Raw genomic sequence first — 21,705 nt, 5'->3', positions numbered from 1 at the left:
CCGCCACCGTCGGATCCACACTTCGGCGGACAACCGCCTGAGCCGCCGCCCACCGGCCGACCGTTCTCCGGCCCGCCGCTGATCGGACAGGCATCCGTCGGGCAGTCGGCTCCGCCGTTCTCCGGGCCGCCGGTGCCCCCGCCGCCGTTCGGGGCGCCACCGGCCGACCAGCCCACTGAGCGTCCGGCGGGCCAACCCGAGAAGACCCAGGCCATCGGGGCACCCGAGTACGTCGAGCGCCTGGAGTGGCGCGGCTCGCCGCAACGCGGGTCGGGCGGGTACGGGCAGCGCGGGCCGGGCACGGTGTACGGCGCCCAGCCGCCGGCCGGCGGCCAGGCCCCGAATGGCCCCGGTGGCGCGTTCGGCGGCCCCGGTGGCCCGGGCGCCGGTTTCAGCGGTCCGGGCAGCCCGGCCATGGAGAACTCCGGTTCGCTGACCGGCCAGATCCTGGCTCAGGGCCAACCGGACGAAGAATCCTCCGGCGGACACTCCAAGTTCATGATCGGCATGGGCGTCCTGGTGGTGGCACTCATCCTCCTCGGGGTGGTCGGCGCGGTCGTTACGCTGGGCGGCTGACCCCCGGCAGGTGGTACCGGACCCGGGGCGGGTCGGTGACGCTCGACACCCGCCCCGGGAAGTAGCTGCGCGCTGCTCGTACACTTGTCGAGATGGCGCGCCCAGGAGGGGCGCGTTCGGGCGTTCTTCCGGGACCACATGGCGGCGGCTGTGTCACGGCCGCGCGGAGGTACGCCAGCATTCCGGAAGGTTTCCACACCCACATGACGCTGCCCGCAGCCCGCCCACCGTTCACCGACCCGAGTTCCTTCCCGTCCGTGTTCGATCAGCTGAACGACGCTTCGAACGGACGGAGCGACGCTCCGGACCACGCCTCCGAGCAACCGAGCGACGCCCAGCCGAGCCACGCCCAGCCAAGCCACGCCCAGTCGGGCGACGCCCAGCCGGCACCCGGCCGGGCGGACTCCGCCCCGGCGAGCGCCGGATTCGCCGCCCTGGGGCTGCCCGAGGCCCTGGTCCGCACGCTGACCAGGGATGGCATCACCGCACCGTTCCCCATCCAGGTGGCGACCATCCCGGACGCACTGGCCGGGCGCGACGTGCTCGGACGCGGCCAGACCGGGTCCGGCAAGACCCTCGCGTTCGGACTGCCCGTCGTGGCCCGGGTCGCCGCGAGCGGGAAGGCCGCCCCCGGCCGGCCGCGTGCGCTGATCCTGGTACCGACCCGGGAACTGGCCATGCAGGTCAACGACGCGCTGTCGCCGTTGGCCCGGTCGCTGGGCGTGTTCAACCGCACCGCGTTCGGCGGCACCTCGTACGACAAGCAGATCCGCGACCTGCGCCGCGGGGTGGACGTACTGGTGGCCACGCCGGGTCGGCTGGCCGATCTCATCGAGCGCCGGGAGTGCTCGCTCTCGGAGATCGAGATCAGCGTGCTCGACGAGGCCGACCAGATGGCCGACATGGGCTTCCTGCCGGACGTCACGGCCCTGCTGGAGCAGACCCCGGCCGACGCGCAGCGGCTGCTGTTCTCCGCCACCCTCGACGGCGACGTCGACACGCTGGTCAGCAAGTTCATGACCGATCCGGTGACCCACGAAGTGGATCCGCCGAAGGCGGCGGTGTCCACGATGGAGCACCACCTGCTGCTGATCCCGCCGACCGAGAAGCTGAAGATCGTTTCGCGAATCGCCGCGCGGCAGGGGCGGACCATCATGTTCGTCCGGACCCAACTCGCCGTCGACCGGCTGGCCGGCCAGCTGGCGCAGGTCGGCGTCCGGGCCGGTGCGCTGCACGGCGGCAAGACCCAGGCGGTACGGACCCGCACGCTCGCCGAGTTCCGGGAGGGGCGCACGAAGGTGCTCGTCGCCACCGACGTGGCGGCTCGGGGCATTCACGTGGACGGCGTCTCCCTGGTGGTACACGTCGACCCGCCGAAGGACCCGAAGGACTACCTGCACCGGGCCGGGCGCACCGCGCGGGCCGGTGAGGCGGGCACCGTGGTCACCCTGGTGCTGCCCCGCCAGCGGGCCGGCACCTTCGCGCTGATGGAGAAGGCCGGGGTCAGCGCGACCAGGACTCCGGTACGACCGGAGACACCCGAGCTGGTGGAGCTGACCGGTGCCCAGGAGCCGAGCGGCGTACCGGTGCCGCCGGACGAGCCGCGGCCGCCGCGGCGGGACGGCCACCGTACCGGAGGCGGGCACCCGGGCGGGCGTCGTAGCGACCGCGGCGGGTACCGCGACAACCGGCGGTACGACGACCGGCGCGAAGACGACCGGCGCGGGGGCGACCGCCGGCACGGCGACGACCGGCGTCACACGGACGACCGCCGGCACACTGACGACCGCCGGCACGGCGACGGCCGCTCGCGCTGGCGTCCCGACCGGCGCCCGGCCTGACCCGACCCGGGCCCGGCACGGGCGAAGCCGCGCCGCGCGTCGCGCCCAGAGCCCATCGAAGGCCACTAAGGTCGGGACATGGCTGTCTCCCCCCGATCGCTGATGTGGCAACGACTCGACACCAGCGGCATGGAGCACGTGCTGTTCGAGGACCGGTCCGGCCTGTACGCGCGGGGGACCATGGTCGCTGCCACCCCGGTTCCCTACACCTGCACCTATGAGCTGCTCGCCGACGCCAGCTGGTCCTGTCACCGGCTGACGGTGTCGGTCGAGGGCGCCGGCTGGCTGCGCAGCGTGAAGCTGGAGCGGCCCGACGGTCGGTGGCACGTCACGTCCGGCGAGCAGGGCAACCTCGACGCCGCCCTGGTGGCCGCCGGGCATCCCCGCTCCGGGTTGCCCGGCACCGAGGATCCCGACCGGCTGGCCGGCGCGCTGGACGTGGACCTGGCGTACTGCCCGCTGGTCAACACGCTGCCGATCCGGCGGCTCGGTCTGCTCTCCGCGCCTCCCGGCACGGCGCACACCATCACCGCCGCCTGGGTGCTGGTGCCGGAGCTGGTCGTCATGCCGACCCGGCAGACGTACACGCTGGTGAATCCGGGTACCGTCCGGTTCGCCAGCGGCGACTTCACCGCGGACCTGTCCGTCGACGCCAACGGATACGTCACGCATTATCCGGGTTTGGCCTCGCAGTTACCCGCGTAGATATTGATTTTGGCAGAATCCTCGATAAGCCGACGTCGCGGACCGGGGGGCCTGCCACATGGTCAAGGAACTACATTTCTCCACCCTCGCGGCACGCCGCGACGCACCGACGACCCGGGCCGGTTGCTGCTGACCCGTGTCGCCCGGCCGGGTCGTACACACCGTCCATAATGGACAGCTGACCCCGGCGCACCTCGACGTGATGGCTGCCACCGGTACCCGAAATCACTTCGCCGCATCGATACTCATCAGCGCACCTCGGCACTTCTCGAATGATCGAATCGGCCGCAAGTGTGAGAAGTGCTCGCAATCATACCGACTATCTGTACAAGATGGGCGTATTCCTTGTTACCGGGATGGGCCACGCGCATCGGTGTTTAATGGGCGTACGTCCATCGGAGACCTTGGTCGGGCACCGAAATCGCGCCAGGTCAGAGCTTCGCTGAACGCGAGGAGGGGGTCGTGGACACGGGAGATCGCCTGTTGACGCCGGGAGAAGTGGCAGCGCTTTTCCGGGTGGACCCGAAGACCGTCACTCGGTGGGCCGCGGCGGGACGGATAGGCAGTATCCGTACGCCCGGCGGGCACCGCCGGTTTCGGGAATCCGAGGTACGCGCCCTCCTTGAGGGCGAGGGTCTCGCTGAACCGGAAGATAACGCACAGCAGCCCCAACAGTACCCCAATGGGAACAGAGCCGCTTATTAACGGCGGACTAGGGGCCAGTTAGGCGCTGGCGCGGCCCGAGCCAAGCTCTCCGCGCCAGCGAGCGAACAACGAATGCGGTACGCCCAGGGCGTCCAGCACCTTGCCGGCGACGAAGTCGACTAGCTGACGCCCTGTCGCCCGCGCTCCCGAGGCGTAAAAGCCCGGACTGGCCGGGAGCACCACGGCACCCGCGTCGAGCAGCACTATCAGGTGTTCCAGGTGGCTGCGGGAGACCGGAGTCTCGCGGGGCACCACCACCATCGGCCGGCGCTCCTTGAGGTTCACCTCGGCTGCACGCTGGAGCAGGTCCTTGGACAGCCCGACGGCGATGCCGGCGCACGCTGCCGTACTGGCCGGCACGACAACCATGCCCCGGGTCGGGTACGAGCCACTGCTCGGACCGGCGGCCAGGTCACCGGCCGGCCAGTACGCCAGGTCGTCGGTCGCGAGATCGCGGTCGAGCCAGGCCGCCAGGTCGTCCTTCCAGTGGGCGTCCCGGAATCCGGCACCGGTCTCGTCGAGCAACGTCAGCCGGGCCGCCCGGGACACGATGAGGTCCACCGGCAGCCCGGCGTCGAGCAGACCGGTGATCACCGAGGCCGCGTACGGCGTTCCGGACGCCCCGGACACGCCGACCACCCACGGGACGCGCGGCGCCCGCTGAGCGTTCGCCACGGGCACAGGGCCGTCCTCCCGGACGGCGGCCGGCTCGGACCCACCGTCCGCGGCGGGCGCCACGGACTCGGACCCACCGCCTGCGGCGGGTGCCACGGGCTCGGAACCGGCGCCCTCGGCCGGCGTCACCGACTCAGACCCGGCGTTGCCGGCGCTCACGGTCGCAGCCCCTGCCGGATCACCAGATCCGCCAGGGCGAACGCGAACAGCGCGATCCCGATCACTCCGTTGGCGGTGAAGAAGGCCCGGTTGACCCGGGACAGGTCGTCGGCCTTCACGATCGAGTGCTCGTAGACGAACACCACCGCGATCAGCAGCAGCCCCAGCCACCAGAGCCAGCCGTAGCCGGTCAGCGCGCCGAACCAGACGAGCAGCAGCACCGTCACGACGTGTACCGCCGAGGAGATCCGCAGCGCGCCGGCGATCCCCCAGCGCACCGGCACCGACCCGATGCCGATCCGCTTGTCGGCCTCGTAGTCCTGGCAGGCGTAGATGCAGTCGAAGCCGCCGATCCAGCTGCCCACGGCCAGACCGAGGACGAATGCCGGCCACGACCAGCGCCCGGTCACCCCGATCCAGGCACCCAGCGGCGCCACCGCCTGAGCCAGTCCCAGGAACGCCTGGGGGTAGTTGGTGAACCGCTTGGCGTACGAGTAGATGACCAGCACGAACACGGCCAGCGGGGCGAGCGCCAGGCTCAGCCAGTTCAGCGCCGCCGCGCTGACCAGGAAGACGGCCAGCGACAGGATGAGGCCGAGCCAGGCGGTACGGGACGACACCGCGCCGGTGATCAGCTCACGGTGGGCGGTACGCGGATTCTGCGCGTCGATCTTCCGGTCGATGATCCGGTTGGCGGCCATGGCGACTGTGCGCCCGGCCACCATCGCCACCGTGATCAGCCCGAGGGTGCCCCACTGCACGTTGGGACCACCGGGCGCGGTCACCATCGCGGTCAGCGCGGCCAGGTATGCGAAGGGCAGCGCGAAGATCGAGTGCTCGATCATGACCAGGCGCAGGAACGCCCGTACCGGATTCGGCCGCGGCCCGGCCGCTACAGCACTCATGCCAGATCCTCGCTGCGCTGCGGTCTGGCATGAGGCACACGCACGCTGCAACTCCGATTCCCTCGCATACGCTCGGTCATGCCACATCCTCGCTCATGCCGCTGCCTTCCCCGCTCACAGGCCGTACTCCTGCCATCGCCGGTCCACCAGCGACACCACCTCGGGCGACATCACCGCTGCCGGCGGCCAGCCACGCGAGTAGCCCTCGGTCGGCAACTTGCGGGTCGCGTCGACGCCCGCCTTGCCGCCCCAGAACTGCTGGTACGAGGAGTGGTCCAGGTGATCCACCGGCCCCTCGGTGAGCAGCAGGTCATGGGCGTAGTCCACGTTGCCGAAGGCCCGGAACGCGACCTCGTGGTAGTCGTGCGGATCGCAGTCGTCGTCGACCACCACGATGAGCTTGGTCAGCGACAGCAGGTGGGCGCCCCAGATCGCGTTCATCACCTTCTGCGCGTGCTTCGGGTACCGCTTGTCGATCGACACGATCAGGCAGTTGTGGAAGACACCGGGCTCGGGCATGGCGTAGTCGACGATGTCCGGGACCAGCATCTTGATCAGCGGTAGGAAGATCCGCTCGGTGGCGTACCCGATGCCGCCGTCCTCCTGCGGAGGCTTCGACGTGACGATCGAGTGGTACACCGGGTCCCGCTGGGTCGTCATGCACTCGACGTGCAGCACCGGGAACGGCTCGACCGGCGTGTAGAAGCCGGTGTGGTCGCCGAACGGCCCCTCGGGCCGGCGCTCGCCCGGCTCCACGTATCCCTCCAGCACGATCTGCGCGTGCGCCGGTACCTGCAGCGGTACCGTCAGGCAGTCCACCATCTCGACCCGCTCGCCGCGCAGGAAGCCGGCGAACAGGTACTCGTCGATGTCGGCCGGCAGCGGGGCGGTCGCCGCGTACGACACGACCGGGTCGCAGCCGATCGCGATCGCCACCGGCAGTCGCTCGCCCAGCCGCTCCGCGACGGCGTGGTGCGCGGTCGAGTCCTTGTGGATCTGCCAGTGCATGCCCAGCGTCCGCTCGTCGTGCTGCTGGAGCCGGTACAGGCCGAGGTTGCGCTTACCAGTCTGCGGGTGGCGGGTGTGGGTCAGGCCGAAGTTGTGGAAGGTGCCGCCGTCGTCGGGCCAGGTCTGCAGGCCGGGCAGCCGGTTCAGGTCGACGTCGTCGCCCTTGTAGACGACCTCCTGGCAGGGCGCGGACTTGACGTGCTTCGGCGGTACCGACTTGAGCTGCATGAGCTTGCCCAGGCCCTCGCGGATCCCGGACCAGCCGACCGGCAGCTCCGGCCGGACCAGCTCACCGATCCGGGCGCCGATCTCGTTGACATCCTCGACGCCCAGCGCCATGGCCATCCGGCGGTGCGTACCGAACAGGTTGACGGCCACCGGCATCCGGCCCCGGGTCGGGTTCTCGAACAGCAGGGCCGGGCCGCCGGCGCGCACGGTACGGGTGACGATCTCGCTGATCTCCAGGGTCGGATCGACCGGTACCCGTACCCGGTGCAGCTCACCCGCCCGTTCCAGCGCGGAGAGGAAGTCCTTGAGATCGGGGTACGGGAATCCGCGCGGCGCCATGCCGCCAGTCTGACAAGCGTCGCCGCGCGCTCCCACATGACCCCCGCCACTTGCGCGCACAGCGCGGCCGGAGCCGGGTCGCGGAGGAGGCGGGCGCCCCTCGGCTCAGTTGACCCCGGCGTACGAGTGCAGGCCGGAAACGACCAGGTTGACCACGAAAAGATTCACCATCATGGCGCCCCAGCCGACCACCGCGATCCAGGTCGCGATCGTGCGCTTCACGCTGGGCGTGGCCCGGGCGTGCAGGTACCCCGCGTAGATCACCCACGCGATGAACGCCCAGGTCTCCTTCGGGTCCCAGCCCCAGTACCGGCCCCAGGCCGCCTCCGCCCAGATCGCGCCGCAGATGATGGCGAAGGTCCAGATCGGGAACGCGAACGCGTGCAGCCGGAACGCCAGCCGCTCCAGCCCGTCGGCGGCGGGCAGGCGGGCGCCGAGCGAGTACGGGAACCGGGTCTTGCCGGCCTCGTGACCGGTGCGGATCAGGGTCAGCGCCGCCGCGACGAAGCCCACCATGAGGATGCCGGACGCGGTGACCGCCGCCGTGACGTGGATCTTCAGCCAGTACGAGTTCAGCGCCGGTACCAGCGGAGCCACCGGGGTGTAGAGCTTCACCCCGTCGATGCCGAGCAGGATCACCAGGGCCAGCGTGACGAACAGCCCCAGCGGCCGGATGCTCGGCCGGCGCAGCAGCAGCACGAACCAGGCCGTCGCGCCGACCAGGGTGACCGCGAGCACGAACTCGTACATGTTGCCCCACGGCACCCGGTGGGCGGCGAAGCCGCGGGTCACCACGCATCCGAGGTGCGCCAGCCAGCCCACCAGGGTCAGCGTGGCCGCCGCCCGGCCCGCCCAGACCGCGATCCGGGGGTCGGCGCCCGGCCCAGTGGGCTGAGGCTCGGTGGGCTGCGGCTCGTCCAGCAGGTCGACCGGCCCCGGCTCGTCGAGCGTGTCGACGACCGGTGCCCCGGCGCCGACCAGCTCACGCCGGTGCTCGCGCACCGCGACCCGGGCCACGACGCTGCGGTTGCCGAACGCGTACTCGGCCGCGTACGTCAGCATCGCCAGGGCGTACGCCAGGATCGCCAGCAACAGAAGGTGATCGGAGAGGGCGGCCATCACTGTGTTCCTCTCGAGGTGGGCCGCGATTGATCGGCCCGGGTGTCTTGCACTATCGACTCGAATTCCGCGGTGAATCCGGGATACACGCTGCGGGCCAGCGCACCGGCGGTCACCGGACCCTGCGGCGGTATCCGGAACCAGACCCGCAGCCGCCTGCCGAGCAGCATCACGATCAGGCCGAGCAGCAGGCACACGGCGCCGACCAGGACCAGCGTCTCACCGGGGTCGTACCGCACCTGCATGGTCGCCCACGGCCGGGTACCCAGGAACTGGATCGTCGTACCGTCGCTCAGCGTCTTGGTCTGCCCGGGCTTGAGCTGGATCGGGTCGCCGACCTTGTTCAGCCGGCCGGTGTCGATCTGGTGCTGGTCGAGGCTGTAGACCGAACTCGGGATGCCGGCGTCCAGGCCCAGGTCGCCCTGGTACTCCGTCAGCATCAGCGCCGGATTGCGCTCGGCCGGGAACGCGGACTGGCCGACGGACGGGTCGGAGGGCACCGTCGGCAGGTAGATCCCGCTGAACGCGACCTGCTGCTTGTGGTTCGGATCGACACCCTTGGCCGGATCGACGTTGGCGTCCGGGAACTCGATCACGCCGCTGCTGGTCTGCATCGCGTCGCTCGACAGGAACGGAGCGACCTCGGTCTGCGAGTGACCGTACTTGTCGGTGTACTTGACCACCGGCGCGTACCCGGTGCCGAGCAGGTAGATCCGCGCGTGGGACAGCCGCAGCGGGTGGTTGACCTGGATGGTGGTCGACTTCGCCGGCCCGTCGCCGAGGGTGTAGTCGACGAACGCCTTGTAGACGCTGGGCTCACCGTTGGAGAGGTACTTGGCCTCGAAGCTGGTCAGGTCGAGGCAGAACGGCTCCAGGCTGCCGGGGCTGACCCGGGCACCCAGCCCGTACTCGTCGTACTGCTGGAGGGTGTTGCAGAACCCCTGGTCGGCGCCCTGCACCACGAGCCGGTCGGCGTGGTACCCGTACCAGGACCCGAGCGCCACCGCGATCAGGATGGCAAGCAGGGAGAAGTGGAACAGGATGTTCCCGGTCTCCTTGAGGTGACCCTTCTCGGCGCTGACCGTGAGCCCGCCGCCGGCCTGCTCGCGCACCTTCACCCGGAACCGGCGCTTGCGCAGCAGGTCGTTCAGCCGGCCGGCGATCTCCGCCGGATCCCCCGGCAGGTCGAGACTCTCGGCGTGCGCCGGCAGCCGGTCCAGCCGACTCGGCGCCTCCGGCGGTACCCGCATCACCGCGGCGATGTGCGCGCGCAGCCGGGGGATCAGGCACCCGACCAGCGAGACGAACAGCAGCAGGTAGATCGCGGAGAACCAGGGCGAGGCGAACACGTTGTACGCCCACAGGTGATCCAGCAGCGGTCCCAGGGTGGGGTGCTGGGCCAGGTACTGGTTGACCTTGTCGATGTTCAGGTTCCGCTGGGGCAGCAGCGAGCCCGGGATCGCGGCGAGCGCGAGCAGGAAGAGCAGGATCAGCGCGGTACGCATGCTGGTCAGCCAGCGCCACAGCCGCCGGCCGACGCCGATCAGCGCCCGGCCCGGCCCGAGCCCCCGCGACGGCGGCTCGGCCGGCGCCTCGGTGGTCAGTTCGTCCAGCGCGGCCATCAGATACCCGCCGTGCCCGAGCCGACAGTGGCTGTGAACCAGGTGATGAACTCGCCCCAGGCACCGGTGAGCAGCGCGAGCCCGACCAGCACCAGGAGGCCCCCGCCGATCCGGGTCACCCACCGGCTGTGCCGGCGCACCACGACGAACACGCCGAGCAGGCGGCGCAGCCCCAGCCCGAACGCGAGGAACGGGATGCCCAGGCCCAGGCAGTACGCGATGCTGAGGGTGACCGCCCGCCCGGACTGCCCGCCGTTCAGGGCCAGGCCGAACACCGCCGCCAGGGTCGGCCCGGTGCACGGGCTCCACCCCAGCGCGAAGACGGCGCCCAGCAGCGGCGCGCTGGCCAGCCCGGCACCGGGAAGCCGGTGCAGCCGCAGTTCCCGCTGCAGCCCCGGGATGAACCCCATGAACGCGAGACCGAGCACGATGATCACGGCGCCGACCACGATCTCCTCGACCCGCTCGTGCGCCTGCAGCGACCGTCCGGCCCGCGCGACCAGCACGATGGCGAGTGTGAAGACCACGGTGAAGCCGGCGATGAACAGCAGGCTGCCGAGCACGATCCGGCCGCGGACCCAGGCGGCCCGGCCGTTTCGGACGACCGGCCTGCCCAGCGGGTCGGTACCGAGGGCGGCGTCCAGGTCGGCGCCGGCCATCCCGGTCACGTATGACACGTAGCCCGGTACCAGCGGAAGTACGCAGGGAGACAGGAAGCTCACCAGTCCGGCCAGCGCCGCGACGCCGATGGCCAGCAGCAAGGGACCGCTGCTGGCGATGGTCGCGAACGAATGGCCCATCTAGGACTTCTCTGCCGAGACCTGGTCGATGAGCGGGGTCAGCTTGTCCTGGGTCACGGTATTGCGGATGACCACGGCGACCTTGCCCGACCGGTCGATGATCACGGTGCACGGCAGCGCGGTCGACACCTCCGCGAAGCGCAGCGCGACCTTGCCCTTCGGGTCGAACAGGCTCGGGTACGTGGTGTGGTCGGACTCGAACGACTGGGCCCGGTCCTTCTCGTCCCGGCTGTTCACACCGACGAAGGTGACCCCGCTGGTCTTCGTCGCCTGGTACGTCGACTCCAGCGCGGATGCCTCCAGCCGGCACGGCGCGCACCACGACGCCCAGAAGTTCAGCACGACAACGTCGCCCTTGCTCGCCGCGAGGCTGTAGTTGCCGCCGTCCACGGTGGCGCCGCTGATCGTGGGCGCCGCCTTGCGCTCGGCGACCGGGAACACCAGCGTCTTGCCGTCACCGGCGACGTACCCGTTGCTGTCCCCGGCGGTCTGGCTGACCGCGTTCGCGCCGGTCGAACACCCGGCGGCGGCCACGGCGAGCGCGGCGACCGCGGCGGCTGCGAGCAGGATGCGACGCATCAGGCCCCCTTGGCGGTACGGGCGGTGGGTGACTTCACGATCAGGTGGGCGGCCGGCTCGCTGTACGAGACCCCGGTCATCCGGGCGTCCTCGAAGTGGAAGCTGGTCAGGCTCGCCAGCGCACACTGGCGGCGGCGCGGGTCGTGCCACAGCCGCTTGCCCTCCATGGCCATCCGCAGCGTCCAGATCGGCAGCTGGTGGGAGACGCAGACCGCCTCGTGTCCGGCGGCGGCGTCCCGGGCCGCGTGCAGCGCCGCGGTCATCCGCTCGGCGATCACCTTGTACGGCTCGCCCCACGAGGGCATGAACGGATCGCGCAGGGCCCACCAGTTGCGCGGATCGCGCAGCGCACCGTCGCCGACCGACACCCGCTTGCCCTCGAACACGTTCGCGGCCTCGATGAGCCGCTCCTCCACGGCGGTCTTCAGCCCGAACTGGTCGGCGAACGGCTCGGCGGTCTGCTGGGCCCGCTCCAGCGGGCTGGCGACCAGGTGCGTCACGTCGTGCCCGGCCAGCGACTCGGCCGCCGCCTTGGCCATCTGTACGCCCAGCTCGGAGAGCTGGTACCCGGGCAGTCGCCCATACAGCACCTTCGCCGGGTTGAACACCTCGCCGTGACGCAGTACGTGGACGACGGTCTTCACGCCGTGCCTCCCACCTCGGCGGCCGCTGCAGCCGCGACGTCCACCGCCGCCTCGATCCGGTCCAGTGCCTCGTCGTCGATCGCGGTCGAGACGAACCACGCCTCGTACGCGCTGGGCGGCAGGTAGACGCCGTGCGCGAGCATGGCGTGGAAGAACGCGCGGAAGGCGGCCACGTCCTGAGTCTGCGCGTCGAGGTAGTTGGACACTTCGACATCGGTGAAGAAGATCGAGAACATGTTGCCGGCGACCGACAGGCGATGCGGCACGCCGTGCCGGGCCAGAGCACTGGTCACCAAGTCCCGGATCGTGACCGAGGTGGCATCCAGCCGCGCGTACACCTCGGGGGTGGCCAGCCGGAGCGTGGTCAGCCCGGCGGCGCAGGCCAGCGGGTTTCCAGACAGCGTGCCGGCCTGGTAGACCGGGCCGGCCGGGGCGAGCCGGGACATGATGTCTCGCCGGCCACCGAACGCCGCGGCGGGCAGGCCGCCACCCATCACCTTGCCGAACGTCCACAGGTCGGCGTCCACCGGCTCCAGGCCGTTCCAGCCGCCGGCCGACACCCGGAACCCGGTCATCACCTCGTCGACGATCAGCAGCGCACCGTGCTCGTGAGCGATCCGGGCGAGCGCGGCGTTGAACCCCGGCCGGGGCGCGATCACGCCCATGTTTCCGGCCGCGGCTTCGGTGATCACCGCGGCAATCCGGTCGCCCTGCTCGGCGAACAGGGCCTCGACGGCGTCGATGTCGTTGTAGCGCAGCACGATCGTCTCGCCGGCCGACGCCCCGGTCACCCCCGGCGTGTCCGGCAGGCCGAGCGTGGCGACTCCGGAGCCGGCCGAGACCAGCAACGCGTCCACGTGGCCGTGGTAGCACCCGGCGAACTTCACGATCCGGGTCCGCCCCGTGTACCCGCGGGCCAGCCGGATCGCCGACATGGTGGCCTCGGTGCCGGAGTTGACCAGCCGTACCTCGTCGACAGCGGTGCGCCGGACCATCTCCTCGGCCAGGTCGACCTCGCCCGGTGTCGGGGTGCCAAAGCTGGTCCCCCTGGAGGCGGCGGCGGTCACCGCGTCGATCACGGCCGGGTGCGCGTGGCCCAGGATCAGCGGGCCCCACGAGCAGACCAGGTCGACGTAGCGGCGCCCGTCGGCATCGGTCAGCCAGCAGCCCGAGCCGCTGACCATGAATCTGGGTGTGCCGCCCACCGCACGGAAGGCCCGTACCGGCGAATTGACTCCGCCCGGCACGATCGCCCGGGCGCGGTCGAACAGCGCCTGGGAGGCGGGGGCGTCTGAGGGGTACGCGGAAGGCGCCGAGGTCTTCGGGGCGCCGGTGGACGGCGCCGACGCGTCGGCGTCCTGCAGGGCACGGTCAGTCTCGGTCACGGCTCGGCCATTATGTCAGCACGCTACATATTGACCGCAGGGGGGCCGGCAAGATTCGCGGCGCTGCCAGATGCGGATACCCACGATAGGCTTAGCGGGTGGAGCGTCCGGAGTTGTCCATCTCGGTGCGTAACGAGCCGTCCGAAGCGGTCGTGACTCTCGTTGGCGAGATCGACATGTCCACAGCACCCAAACTGTCAAGCACGATCACCGAATTGTTCAGCGATGCCCCGCCGCGGGTGGTGCTCGATATGGCCGGTGTCACATTCTGTGACTCACAGGGTCTGGGCACGCTCGTGGTGTTGTCCCGCAAGGCGACGATGGCACAGAGTTGCCTTGTGCTCACCCAGGTCGGCGACTTCCTCCTGCGGGTACTGGACATCACCGGGCTGCGCCCGGCCCTGATGATTCACTGAGCCGGTCGGGGCAGCCCGACCCACGGCGGACTCAGGCGGCGGACCCGGGCCTAGCCGCGGGCACTCTCCAGGATCTCCAGCGCCCGGTCCGGGTCCTCTCCGGCACGCAGGATCGTCACCGCGTCGTCGACCGCCGTGGTCAGCGACTTGAACTGCCGGGCGGCGTCGGCCTGGGCCTCCAGCAGCCGGGTCTTCGTCCACAGCTCGACGAACACCGACACCTTGGCTCGCAGCACCCACGGGTCGAACGGCTTCGTGAGGTAGTCCACCGCACCGGCCGCGTACCCGCGCAGGGCCAGTTGGGCGTCGCGATCCGCCGCGGTCAAGAAGATGATCGGCACGTGCCGGGTGCGTTCGCGCTGCTTGATGTGGGCAGCCGTCTCGAAGCCGTCCATCTCCGGCATCTGGGCGTCGAGCAGGATCACCGCGAAATCGTCGATCAACAGTTGCTTGAGCGCCGCCTCGCCGCTCTCCACGGCCACCGGTACTACCGGCAGCCCCTGGAGGATCGCCTCCAGCGCGATGAGGTTGTCCCGCCGGTCGTCAACCAGAAGTGCCTTCGCCGGCACACCGTCAATCCGACCGCTCATCGTCATGGCGCCCAGCCCTCCTTGTCGCCGCCGGTGCCACCCGGCCACGCGTTCTTTCCTGATACCCATGAGGCCATCAGCTCAAGCAGTTCGTCGAGATCGACAGGCTTGGTGATGTAGTCGCTCGCACCGGCCGACAGCGCCGACTCCCGGTCGCCGGGCATCGCCTTCGCCGTGAGAAACACGACCGGCAGGTCTGCGAAGTTGCGGTTGCGCCGGATTGCGCGGGTGGTCTCGTACCCGTCCTGGTCCGGCATCATCGCGTCCATCAGCACGATGTGTACCCGGGGATGCTCGGTGAGCAGGCGGATGCCGTCCGCGCCGTTGTCCGCGTACAGCACCGTCATGCCGTGCAGCTCCAGGGCACTGGTCAGGGCGAACACGTTGCGTACGTCGTCGTCCACGATCAGCACGGTGGCGCCGTCGAGCTGGTGCGCCGCCTGCGACGCGATCCGGGCCGGAGAGCTGGCCGGCGCCGGGCGCAGGATCGCCGGACCGGACCGGGCCTGGTGGTTCGCGGTGATCGGCGGGGCGATGTTCACCACGGTGTCCGGCAGCAGGACATCCGGCAGGTACAGGGTGAAGCTGGAGCCCGCGCCCGGCGTGGAGGACACTGCGATCCCGCCGCCGATCAGCCGGGCCAGGTCGCGGCTGATGGACAGGCCCAGGCCGGTGCCGCCGTACTTGCGGCTGGTCGTGCCGTCCGCCTGCTGGAACGCCTCGAAGATGAGCGCCAGCTTGTCGTCCGGGATCCCGATGCCGGTGTCCGTCACGGTGAACCCGATGACGTTGCGGGCGGTCCGCAACGCGGGCTCGTCGACGCTGGCACCCGGCTCCGCCTTGGAGATCCGCATCGTCACCGAGCCGGAGTCGGTGAACTTCAGCGCGTTGGACAGCAGGTTGCGCAGTACCTGCTGGAGCTTCTGAGGATCGGTGACGATCACCGGCGGTACGTCCGGCGCCAGCTCCACCTCCATCCGCAGGCCCTTCTCCTCGGCCTGCGGCGCGTACGCCTGCTCGACGTACCCGCGCACGTCGGCGAGGCGTACCTCGGCCGGCTCGACGTCCATCCGGCCCGCCTCGATCTTGGCCAGGTCGAGGATGTCGTCGATCAGCGCGAGCAGGTCGGACCCGGCGCTGTGGATGGTCCGGGCGAACTCGATCTGCTTGGCGGTGAGGTTGAGGTCGGAGTTGTCGGCGAGCAACCGGGCCAGCAGCAGCAGCGAGTTGAGCGGGGTGCGCAGCTCGTGGCTCATGTTCGCGAGGAACTCGGACTTGTACTGAGACGCCTGCGCGAGCTGCTGCGCCTTCTCCTCCAGACCCAGCCGGGCCAGCTCGATCTCCCGGTTCTTGGTCTCGATGTTCACGTTCTGCTCGGACAGCACCATGGTCTTGTCCTCCAGCTCGGCGTTCGTGCGCTGGAGTTCCGCGGACTGTTCCTGCATCTCGTGCGCCAGGCGCTGGGACTGCGCCAGTAGTTCCTCGGTGCGCCGGTTGGCCTGAATGGTGTTGAGCGCCACCCCGATCGCGGCGACCAGCCGCTCCAGGAAGGACAGGTGCAGTTCGGAGAACGCGCGTACCGACGCGAACTCGATCACGCCGAGCAGTTCGCCCTCGAACAGCACCGGCAGGACGACCAGGTCGACCGGCGCGATCTCGGTGAACCCGGAACGGATGGTCAGCCGGCGCCCGGACGGCGCGTCGACCCGGATCAGCCGGCGGGACACTGCCGCCTGCCCGACCAGCCCCTCACCGGGCGCGAAGACGACCTCGGTGTCCGGCGCGACGTACCCGTAGGACGCGGTCAGCGCGAGCCGGATCGCGCCGTCGTCCAGCCGGGCCAGGAAGAAGGCGCCGAGCTGGCCTTCGACCAGCGGGGTCACCTCGTTCATGATCATGCGGCCGACCTCGACCAGGTCGCGCTGGCCCTGGAGCAGCCCGCCGATGCGCGCCAGGTTGGAGTCCAGCCAGCCCTGCTCCGCGTTCTTCTTCGTGGTCTCGCGGAGCGTCACGATCATCTGGTTGATGTTGTCCTTCAGCTCCAGGACTTCGCCCTGGGCCTCGACGGTGATCCGCTGGGTCAGGTCGCCCCGGGTCACCGCGGTGGACACCTGAGAGATCGCGCGCAACTGGTTGGTGAGCGTGGAGGCCAGCTGGTTGACATTCTCGGTGAGGTCGCGCCAGGTGCCGGCGACGCCCTTGACCTGTGCCTGGCCGCCCAGCTTCCCCTCGATGCCCACCTCGCGACCGACCCGGGTCAGCTCGTCGGCGAACGACGAGAGCTGATCCACCATGGTGTTCACGGTCGACTTCAACTCCAGGATCTCGCCCTGAGCGTCAACGGTGATCTTCTGGCTCAGGTCGCCCCGGGCCACCGCCGTGGTCACCTGCGCGATGTTCCGCACCTGGCTGGTCAGGTTCGACGCCATCGAGTTGACGTTGTCGGTGAGGTCCCGCCACGTGCCTTCGACGCCCTTGACCTGCGCCTGGCCGCCCAGCTTCCCCTCGGTACCCACCTCACGGGCCACCCGGGTCACCTCGTCGGCGAACGACGACAGCTGGCCGACCATCGTGTTCACCGTCGACTTCAACTGCAGGATCTCGCCCTGAGCGTCGACCGTGATCTTCTGGCTCAGGTCGCCCCGGGCCACCGCAGTGGTCACCTGCGCGATGTTCCGCACCTGGCCGGTGAGGTTGGCGGCCAGCTGGTTCACGTTGTCCGTGAGGTCCCGCCAGGTGCCGGCCACGCCGCGTACCTGCGCCTGCCCGCCCAGCTTCCCCTCGGTACCCACCTCACGGGCCACCCGGGTCACCTCGTCGGCGAACGACGACAGCTGATCCACCATCGTGTTCACCGTCGACTTCAACTCCAGGATCTCGCCCCGGGCGTCGACCGTGATCTTCTGACTCAGGTCGCCCCGGGCCACCGCCGTGGTCACCTGCGCGATGTTCCGCACCTGGCTGGTCAGGTTCGAGGCCAGCTGGTTCACGCTCTCGGTGAGGTCCCGCCAGGTGCCCGACACGCCGCGTACCTGCGCCTGCCCGCCCAGCTTCCCCTCGGTACCCACCTCACGGGCCACCCGGGTCACCTCATCGGCAAACGACGACAGCTGGTCGACCATCGTGTTCACGATGTCCTTGAGTTCCAGGATCTCGCCCTGGGCAGCCACCGTGATCTTCTGGCTGAGGTCGCCCCGGGCCACCGCGGTGGAGACCTGAGAGATGTTCCGCACCTGGCTGGTCAGGTTCGACGCCATCGAGTTGACGTTGTCGGTGAGGTCCTTCCAGGTGCCCGCGACCCCCGGCACCTCCGCCTGGCCGCCCAGCTTCCCCTCGGTGCCCACCTCGCGGGCCACCCGGGTCACCTCCTCGGCGAACAGCCGGAGGGTGTCAGTGAGTGAGTTGATCGTGTCGGCCAGCTCGGCGACCTCGCCCTTGGCCGAAACGGTGATCTTCTGGGACAGGTCGCCGTGCGCGATGGCGGTCGTGACCTGCGCGATCGAGCGCACCTGACCGGTCAGGTTGGCGGCCATGACGTTCACGTTGTCGGTCAGGTCGCGCCAGGTGCCGGAGACGCCCCGGACGTCGGCCTGGCCGCCCAGCTTCCCCTCGGTGCCCACCTCGCGGGCCACCCGGGTCACCTCGTCGGCGAACGACGACAGCTGATCGACCATCGTGTTCACGGCCCGCCCGATGCGCAGGAACTCGCCGCGCAGCGGCCGGCCGTCGATCTCGTTGGCCATGTGTTGGGACAGGTCGCCCTCGGCCACCGCCACGATCACCCGGGCGATCTCGGTGGTGGGCCGCCCCAGGTCGTCGATCAGACTGTTCACCGCGCGTACGCCGTCGGCCCAGGCGCCGTCGAAGTGCTCCTCGTCGACACGTTCGGTCATCCGGCCGTCTCGTCCGACTACCCGGCCGATGCGAAGAAGCTCCCGATTTCGCCGCTCCAGCAACGCCATGACCTCGTTGAACCGGTCGACGACTTCGCCTGCGGCGCCGGTCCGGCGGGACATCCGGACCTTGAAGTCTCCGTCGCGGACCCGGCGCAGCGCATCGGCGAGCGCGGCCAGCACGGGGGCCTCGCCCTGCAGGCCCACCAGCTCCTTGTCCACCGTAGTCATGTCACTCCTCACAGTCGCGGGCGGCGTGACCGCACCCATCATGGCCCGCTCAGGTCCGAATTGCGACCCACCTACGGCGAGCACAGCCGGAACTGAGCTGCGGCGGGAGCGAATGGCCGGCGCGGCGGCAGACCACCCCGACACGCAGTTGGCCTCAATCCACCTTTCGGTGGACACTGCTATGCGTGGCAGCCAGCGTTACTCGCCGGATACGTCTTCCCGCCGACAGCCGTACGCCGGCCGCCGCCCGTGCCGTCGTACGGGCCGTCCTCGACGAGGCTGACCTGCCCGTACTGCTCGACGAGGCGCTGCTGCTGACCACCGAGCTGTCCACCAACGGGGTCCAGCACGCCGGTACGGACATCGATCTTGAGGTGATCGCCGACCCTCAGGGGCTGACCGTCACGGTCACCGACTACGGCGGCGGCAACGCGGCCCTGACGCCGCTCACCGCCGAACTCAGCGAGCGCGGCCGGGGCCTGCTGCTTGTCGACCACTTCTCGGCCAGCTGGGGCACCACCCACCACGGCAAGGGCAAGGGCGTCTGGTTCCGGCTGGCTCGACCCGGCGCCGACGGCGCCGCACCCGAGCCGGTCGACGGCGAGCCGCCCGCCACCATCGCGCTGGACCTGCAGCCCGGCGTCTTGACCGCCATCGACGGCCGAGCGCTCGACGGCCGCGCGCCCGCAGCCGGAGACGTGCCGAGCGCGGCCGCGCTGTCCGCGCTCGCCGGCGTCGACCTGCCCGACGCTGAGCCGGGCACCCTGACCCAGGTCGCCACCCACCTGCTCAGCCGGCTCTGCGGCGCGACCGGAGCGACGGGCGGGGCGATCCGGTTGGACCAGGCCGACGGGCGGGGCACGCTGCCGTTCGCGGAGTACGGGCTGGCCTTTTCGCCCGACGCCGCCGACGTCCGGGCCAAGCTGGCCGTCTCGTGGCCGTGGCGGGGCGAGTTGGTGCTGGTCACGCCCGCGACTCCCGGACCGTACGCGGCCCCGCTGGCCCAGCTGACCGCCGAGCGCCTGGGTCTGGCGCTCGAGAACGACCGGCTGCGCCGTACCGACCTGCGCCGGCAAGCCTGGCTCACGTTCCTGGCGGAGGCCAGCGAGCTGCTCGCCCAGTCGCTGGACGTCGAGCTGACCATGGCGCTCATCCCCCGGCTCGTGGTTCCGCGGCTCGGCCAGTGGAGCGCGGTGTACGGCGTCGACGAGTGGGGCGAGCCGGTATACGCGGCGGCTGCCCACGCCGACGAGGCCGCCCTGCCCAGCCTGCTGGCGGAGCTGAGCCAGGCCGGACCGGACAGCGTTCCGGCACGGCTGCGCGAGGCCATCCACGGCGGGTTCCAGGTGCCGCTCACGGCGCCGGTGGAAGGGCTCGCTGTCCCGCTGATCGCCCGGGGCGGCCGGATCGGTGCGCTGGCCGTCGGCCGGCACCTCGACCGGCGGCAGGAGCCGGAGGAGGTGGCGATCGTCGAGGACCTCGCCCGGCGCGCCGCCCTGGCCCTGGACAACGCCCGGATCCACGCTGAACGGCGGCGCGTCGCGCAGACCCTCCAGCAGTCGCTGCTGCCGCCCGCGCTGCCCATCGTGAACGGGATCGGCCTCGGCGCCGAGTACGTGCCGACCCAGCGCGACGCCGACGTTGGCGGGGACTTCTACGACGTCGTACCGATGCCGGACGGCCGGTGGCTGGTGGTGATCGGGGACGTGTCCGGCAAGGGCGTCCAGGCGGCGACCGTGACCGGCCTGGTCCGGGACGTGATCCGGGTACTGATCCGGGACGGCCGGCCGCTGCCGGAGATGCTCGACCGGATCAACGACACCCTGGTCGAGCGCGGCGGCGGCCGGTACTGCACGCTCGCCATGGCGGCCCTGGCCACCGGGGCGGACAACCAGCTGCGGGTGACTCTCCACCTGGCCGGCCACGACCGGCCGATACTGCTGCGCAGCGAGGGCAACGCCACGTTCGTCGGCTCCCCGGGCACGGCCCTCGGCCTGCTGGACCGGGTACGCACGCCGAGCACGGCGGTCGAGCTGGCACCCGGGGACACGATGATCTTCTTCACCGACGGGGTCACCGAGCGGCGCCGGGGCAGCGAACTGTTCGGCATCGACCGGCTGCGCGCCGCCGCCGCCGAGCTGGCCGGGTACGAGGCCGACGTGGTGGCGGCCCGGCTGCGCGCGGCGGCTCTGGGCTTCTCCGCGGAGCCGCCGCGGGACGACATCGCGATCCTGGCGCTGCGAAACGACCAACTGCCCTAGCTCAGGTCGCGGGACCCCAAGGTCTCCGCGAGGCCCCGGGGTCGCGCGGACCGCTCAGTACCAGCCGTTGGCCTGCCAGAACGCCCAGGCGTCGGACGGCGTGCCGTACCGGTCCTTGATGTAGCCCAGGCCCCACTTGATCTGGGTGGCCGCGTTGGTCCGCCAGTCGGACGCGACGCTGGCCATCTTGTCGCCGGGCAGCGCCTGCGGGATGCCGTACGCGCCGGAGCCGGGGTTCTCCGCCGAGACGTTCCAGCTGCTCTCCTTGTTCCACATCGGCACGAGGGCCGACATCTCGCTGGTCGAGAACCCGAACGAGGGCAGCAGCTTGCAGGCGGTCAGCTGGTTGCCGGAGTAGTGCGTGCAGCCGGTCGGGGTGGGCGCCTTCGTCGTCGCCGCGTGGGTGGGTGTCACCTTGTGGGTCGGCCGGGGAGAGGCGTGCGTCGGGGACGGCGACGGGGACGACGGCGACGGAGAGGCCGACGACGGTACCGGCGACGGGGACGCCGACGAGGGGTCGGTACGGACGAGGTCACGGGAGACCCGGTCGGCGTCGGTACGGTCGGCCAGGCTCACCGCTGCCGGAGCGGGACCGGGCTTTCCGCTGCCCTCGTGGAGCACCAGGACGGTACCGGCGACGACGAGGACGCCGGCCACCGCGCCACTGATCATGATTGGGCGGCTGCCTAGCCTGCGGCGAATGGGTCCGATCCGGCGATGCCGGGCCGGCGTGCTGTCGGCCGTGTTGTCGGCGGGCAAAGCTCGCTCCCTCCGGGGGATAGGTCGCGGCACGCGGGGAGACGCACCGACCCGTTACCCTGCCGTGACCTCGTCGCGAGATTCAAGTCGACCGAGAGTGATAGTGAATAGTGTCACCATCGATATCGATCATTCGCCATCGGACCTCGTGAGCCCGATTTGCCGGACATGAACGATAGATCGCCGGCTCGGGCATGAGAGTCAACGGGCTCATCGAATGCCGGGAGCGCGAGCGCAGCGGCCGCCGGCTCGGACGGTTTTCGCA

At 70.6% G+C, this 21,705-nt stretch carries 17 protein-coding genes and 1 pseudogene; 6 read left to right on the top strand and 12 right to left on the bottom strand.

The features are described 5' to 3' along the window. The 4 genes and pseudogenes from Raf01_RS08040 to Raf01_RS08025 all read left to right on the top strand — a co-directional run. Nucleotides 1–576: pseudogene (locus Raf01_RS08040) on the top strand (hypothetical protein); the annotation flags it as partial. Nucleotides 577–779: 203 nt separating this feature from the next. Next, nucleotides 780–2,417, top strand: coding sequence for a DEAD/DEAH box helicase (locus Raf01_RS08035; RefSeq protein WP_203917058.1), 1,638 nt, complete (start codon nt 780–782; stop codon nt 2,415–2,417). A gap of 78 nt (nt 2,418–2,495) precedes the next feature. Continuing rightward, a complete protein-coding gene (locus Raf01_RS08030) occupies nt 2,496–3,122 on the top strand; it encodes a putative glycolipid-binding domain-containing protein (protein WP_203917057.1) in 627 nt (208 codons plus the stop codon). Nucleotides 3,123–3,584: 462 nt separating this feature from the next. Next, complete coding sequence (locus tag Raf01_RS08025) at nt 3,585–3,827, top strand: BldC family transcriptional regulator (protein WP_239133447.1); 243 nt, start codon at nt 3,585–3,587, stop codon at nt 3,825–3,827. A gap of 18 nt (nt 3,828–3,845) precedes the next feature. Here the strand turns inward: Raf01_RS08025 and Raf01_RS08020 are convergent, their stop codons facing one another. From Raf01_RS08020 to hemL, 9 genes are all read right to left on the bottom strand, one after another. After that, complete coding sequence (locus Raf01_RS08020) at nt 3,846–4,502, bottom strand: UbiX family flavin prenyltransferase (protein WP_203917114.1); 657 nt, start codon at nt 4,500–4,502, stop codon at nt 3,846–3,848. 155 nt (nt 4,503–4,657) lie between these two features. Next, nucleotides 4,658–5,566 (bottom strand): menaquinone biosynthesis prenyltransferase MqnP, encoded by a 909-nt coding sequence (mqnP, locus tag Raf01_RS08015; protein ID WP_203917056.1) that lies wholly within the window; start codon nt 5,564–5,566, stop codon nt 4,658–4,660. 114 nt (nt 5,567–5,680) lie between these two features. Next, nucleotides 5,681–7,141 (bottom strand): menaquinone biosynthesis decarboxylase, encoded by a 1,461-nt coding sequence (locus Raf01_RS08010; RefSeq protein ID WP_203917055.1) that lies wholly within the window; start codon nt 7,139–7,141, stop codon nt 5,681–5,683. 105 nt (nt 7,142–7,246) lie between these two features. Continuing rightward, nucleotides 7,247–8,260 (bottom strand): c-type cytochrome biogenesis protein CcsB, encoded by a 1,014-nt coding sequence (gene ccsB / locus Raf01_RS08005; protein ID WP_203917054.1) that lies wholly within the window; start codon nt 8,258–8,260, stop codon nt 7,247–7,249. Beyond that, nucleotides 8,260–9,882 carry a cytochrome c biogenesis protein ResB gene (resB, locus tag Raf01_RS08000; protein ID WP_203917053.1) on the bottom strand — a complete coding sequence of 541 codons (1,623 nt, stop codon included), beginning with the start codon at nt 9,880–9,882 and terminating at the stop codon, nt 8,260–8,262. The genes ccsB and resB overlap by 1 nt, the downstream gene beginning before the upstream one ends. Next, nucleotides 9,882–10,682 carry a cytochrome c biogenesis CcdA family protein gene (locus Raf01_RS07995; protein ID WP_203917052.1) on the bottom strand — a complete coding sequence of 267 codons (801 nt, stop codon included), beginning with the start codon at nt 10,680–10,682 and terminating at the stop codon, nt 9,882–9,884. Before Raf01_RS07995 ends, resB begins: the two co-directional genes overlap by 1 nt. Beyond that, nucleotides 10,683–11,261, bottom strand: a complete 579-nt coding sequence (locus Raf01_RS07990) for a TlpA family protein disulfide reductase (RefSeq protein ID WP_203917051.1) — start codon at nt 11,259–11,261, stop codon at nt 10,683–10,685. Beyond that, on the bottom strand, nt 11,261–11,905 hold the full coding sequence (locus Raf01_RS07985) for a histidine phosphatase family protein (RefSeq protein ID WP_203917050.1): 645 nt from the start codon (nt 11,903–11,905) through the stop codon (nt 11,261–11,263). Before Raf01_RS07985 ends, Raf01_RS07990 begins: the two co-directional genes overlap by 1 nt. Continuing rightward, nucleotides 11,902–13,269: a glutamate-1-semialdehyde 2,1-aminomutase gene (gene hemL, locus Raf01_RS07980; protein WP_203917113.1), complete on the bottom strand. Its 1,368-nt coding sequence runs from the start codon at nt 13,267–13,269 to the stop codon at nt 11,902–11,904. The genes Raf01_RS07985 and hemL overlap by 4 nt, the downstream gene beginning before the upstream one ends. Nucleotides 13,270–13,388: 119 nt before the next feature. Here hemL and Raf01_RS07975 point away from each other — a divergent pair, with 119 nt between their 5' ends. Continuing rightward, a complete protein-coding gene (locus Raf01_RS07975) occupies nt 13,389–13,706 on the top strand; it encodes an STAS domain-containing protein (RefSeq protein WP_203917049.1) in 318 nt (105 codons plus the stop codon). Nucleotides 13,707–13,756: 50 nt separating this feature from the next. Here the strand turns inward: Raf01_RS07975 and Raf01_RS07970 are convergent, their stop codons facing one another. Then, on the bottom strand, nt 13,757–14,296 hold the full coding sequence (locus Raf01_RS07970) for a response regulator (protein ID WP_203917112.1): 540 nt from the start codon (nt 14,294–14,296) through the stop codon (nt 13,757–13,759). 2 nt (nt 14,297–14,298) lie between these two features. After that, nucleotides 14,299–18,420 (bottom strand): HAMP domain-containing protein, encoded by a 4,122-nt coding sequence (locus tag Raf01_RS07965; protein WP_203917048.1) that lies wholly within the window; start codon nt 18,418–18,420, stop codon nt 14,299–14,301. Between the two features lie 185 nt (nt 18,421–18,605). Between Raf01_RS07965 and Raf01_RS07960 the strand changes: the two genes are divergently transcribed. After that, a complete protein-coding gene (locus Raf01_RS07960) occupies nt 18,606–20,681 on the top strand; it encodes a SpoIIE family protein phosphatase (protein ID WP_239133446.1) in 2,076 nt (691 codons plus the stop codon). A 54-nt stretch (nt 20,682–20,735) separates the two neighbouring features. Here Raf01_RS07960 and Raf01_RS49420 read toward each other — a convergent pair whose 3' ends face one another. Beyond that, nucleotides 20,736–21,353, bottom strand: a complete 618-nt coding sequence (locus Raf01_RS49420; RefSeq protein ID WP_239133445.1) for an aggregation-promoting factor C-terminal-like domain-containing protein — start codon at nt 21,351–21,353, stop codon at nt 20,736–20,738. Nucleotides 21,354–21,705: the final 352 nt, after the last annotated feature.

This window comes from Rugosimonospora africana, from assembly GCF_016862975.1.
GTDB classification, from domain to species: Bacteria; Actinomycetota; Actinomycetes; order Mycobacteriales; family Micromonosporaceae; genus Rugosimonospora; species Rugosimonospora africana.
This window is presented reverse-complemented; position numbering and strand designations above follow the sequence as displayed.

Coding starts and splice junctions, on each gene's coding strand:
- Raf01_RS08035 (WP_203917058.1), top strand. CDS start 780: ATGACGCTGCCCGCAGCCCGCCCACCGTTCACCGACCCGAGTTCCTTC.
- Raf01_RS07990 (WP_203917051.1), bottom strand. CDS start 11,261: ATGCGTCGCATCCTGCTCGCAGCCGCCGCGGTCGCCGCGCTCGCCGTG.
- Raf01_RS07965 (WP_203917048.1), bottom strand. CDS start 18,420: ATGACTACGGTGGACAAGGAGCTGGTGGGCCTGCAGGGCGAGGCCCCC.
- mqnP (WP_203917056.1), bottom strand. CDS start 5,566: ATGAGTGCTGTAGCGGCCGGGCCGCGGCCGAATCCGGTACGGGCGTTC.
- ccsB (WP_203917054.1), bottom strand. CDS start 8,260: ATGGCCGCCCTCTCCGATCACCTTCTGTTGCTGGCGATCCTGGCGTAC.
- Raf01_RS49420 (WP_239133445.1), bottom strand. CDS start 21,353: ATGATCAGTGGCGCGGTGGCCGGCGTCCTCGTCGTCGCCGGTACCGTC.
- resB (WP_203917053.1), bottom strand. CDS start 9,882: ATGGCCGCGCTGGACGAACTGACCACCGAGGCGCCGGCCGAGCCGCCG.
- Raf01_RS08030 (WP_203917057.1), top strand. CDS start 2,496: ATGGCTGTCTCCCCCCGATCGCTGATGTGGCAACGACTCGACACCAGC.
- Raf01_RS07970 (WP_203917112.1), bottom strand. CDS start 14,296: ATGAGCGGTCGGATTGACGGTGTGCCGGCGAAGGCACTTCTGGTTGAC.
- Raf01_RS07995 (WP_203917052.1), bottom strand. CDS start 10,682: ATGGGCCATTCGTTCGCGACCATCGCCAGCAGCGGTCCCTTGCTGCTG.
- Raf01_RS08010 (WP_203917055.1), bottom strand. CDS start 7,141: ATGGCGCCGCGCGGATTCCCGTACCCCGATCTCAAGGACTTCCTCTCC.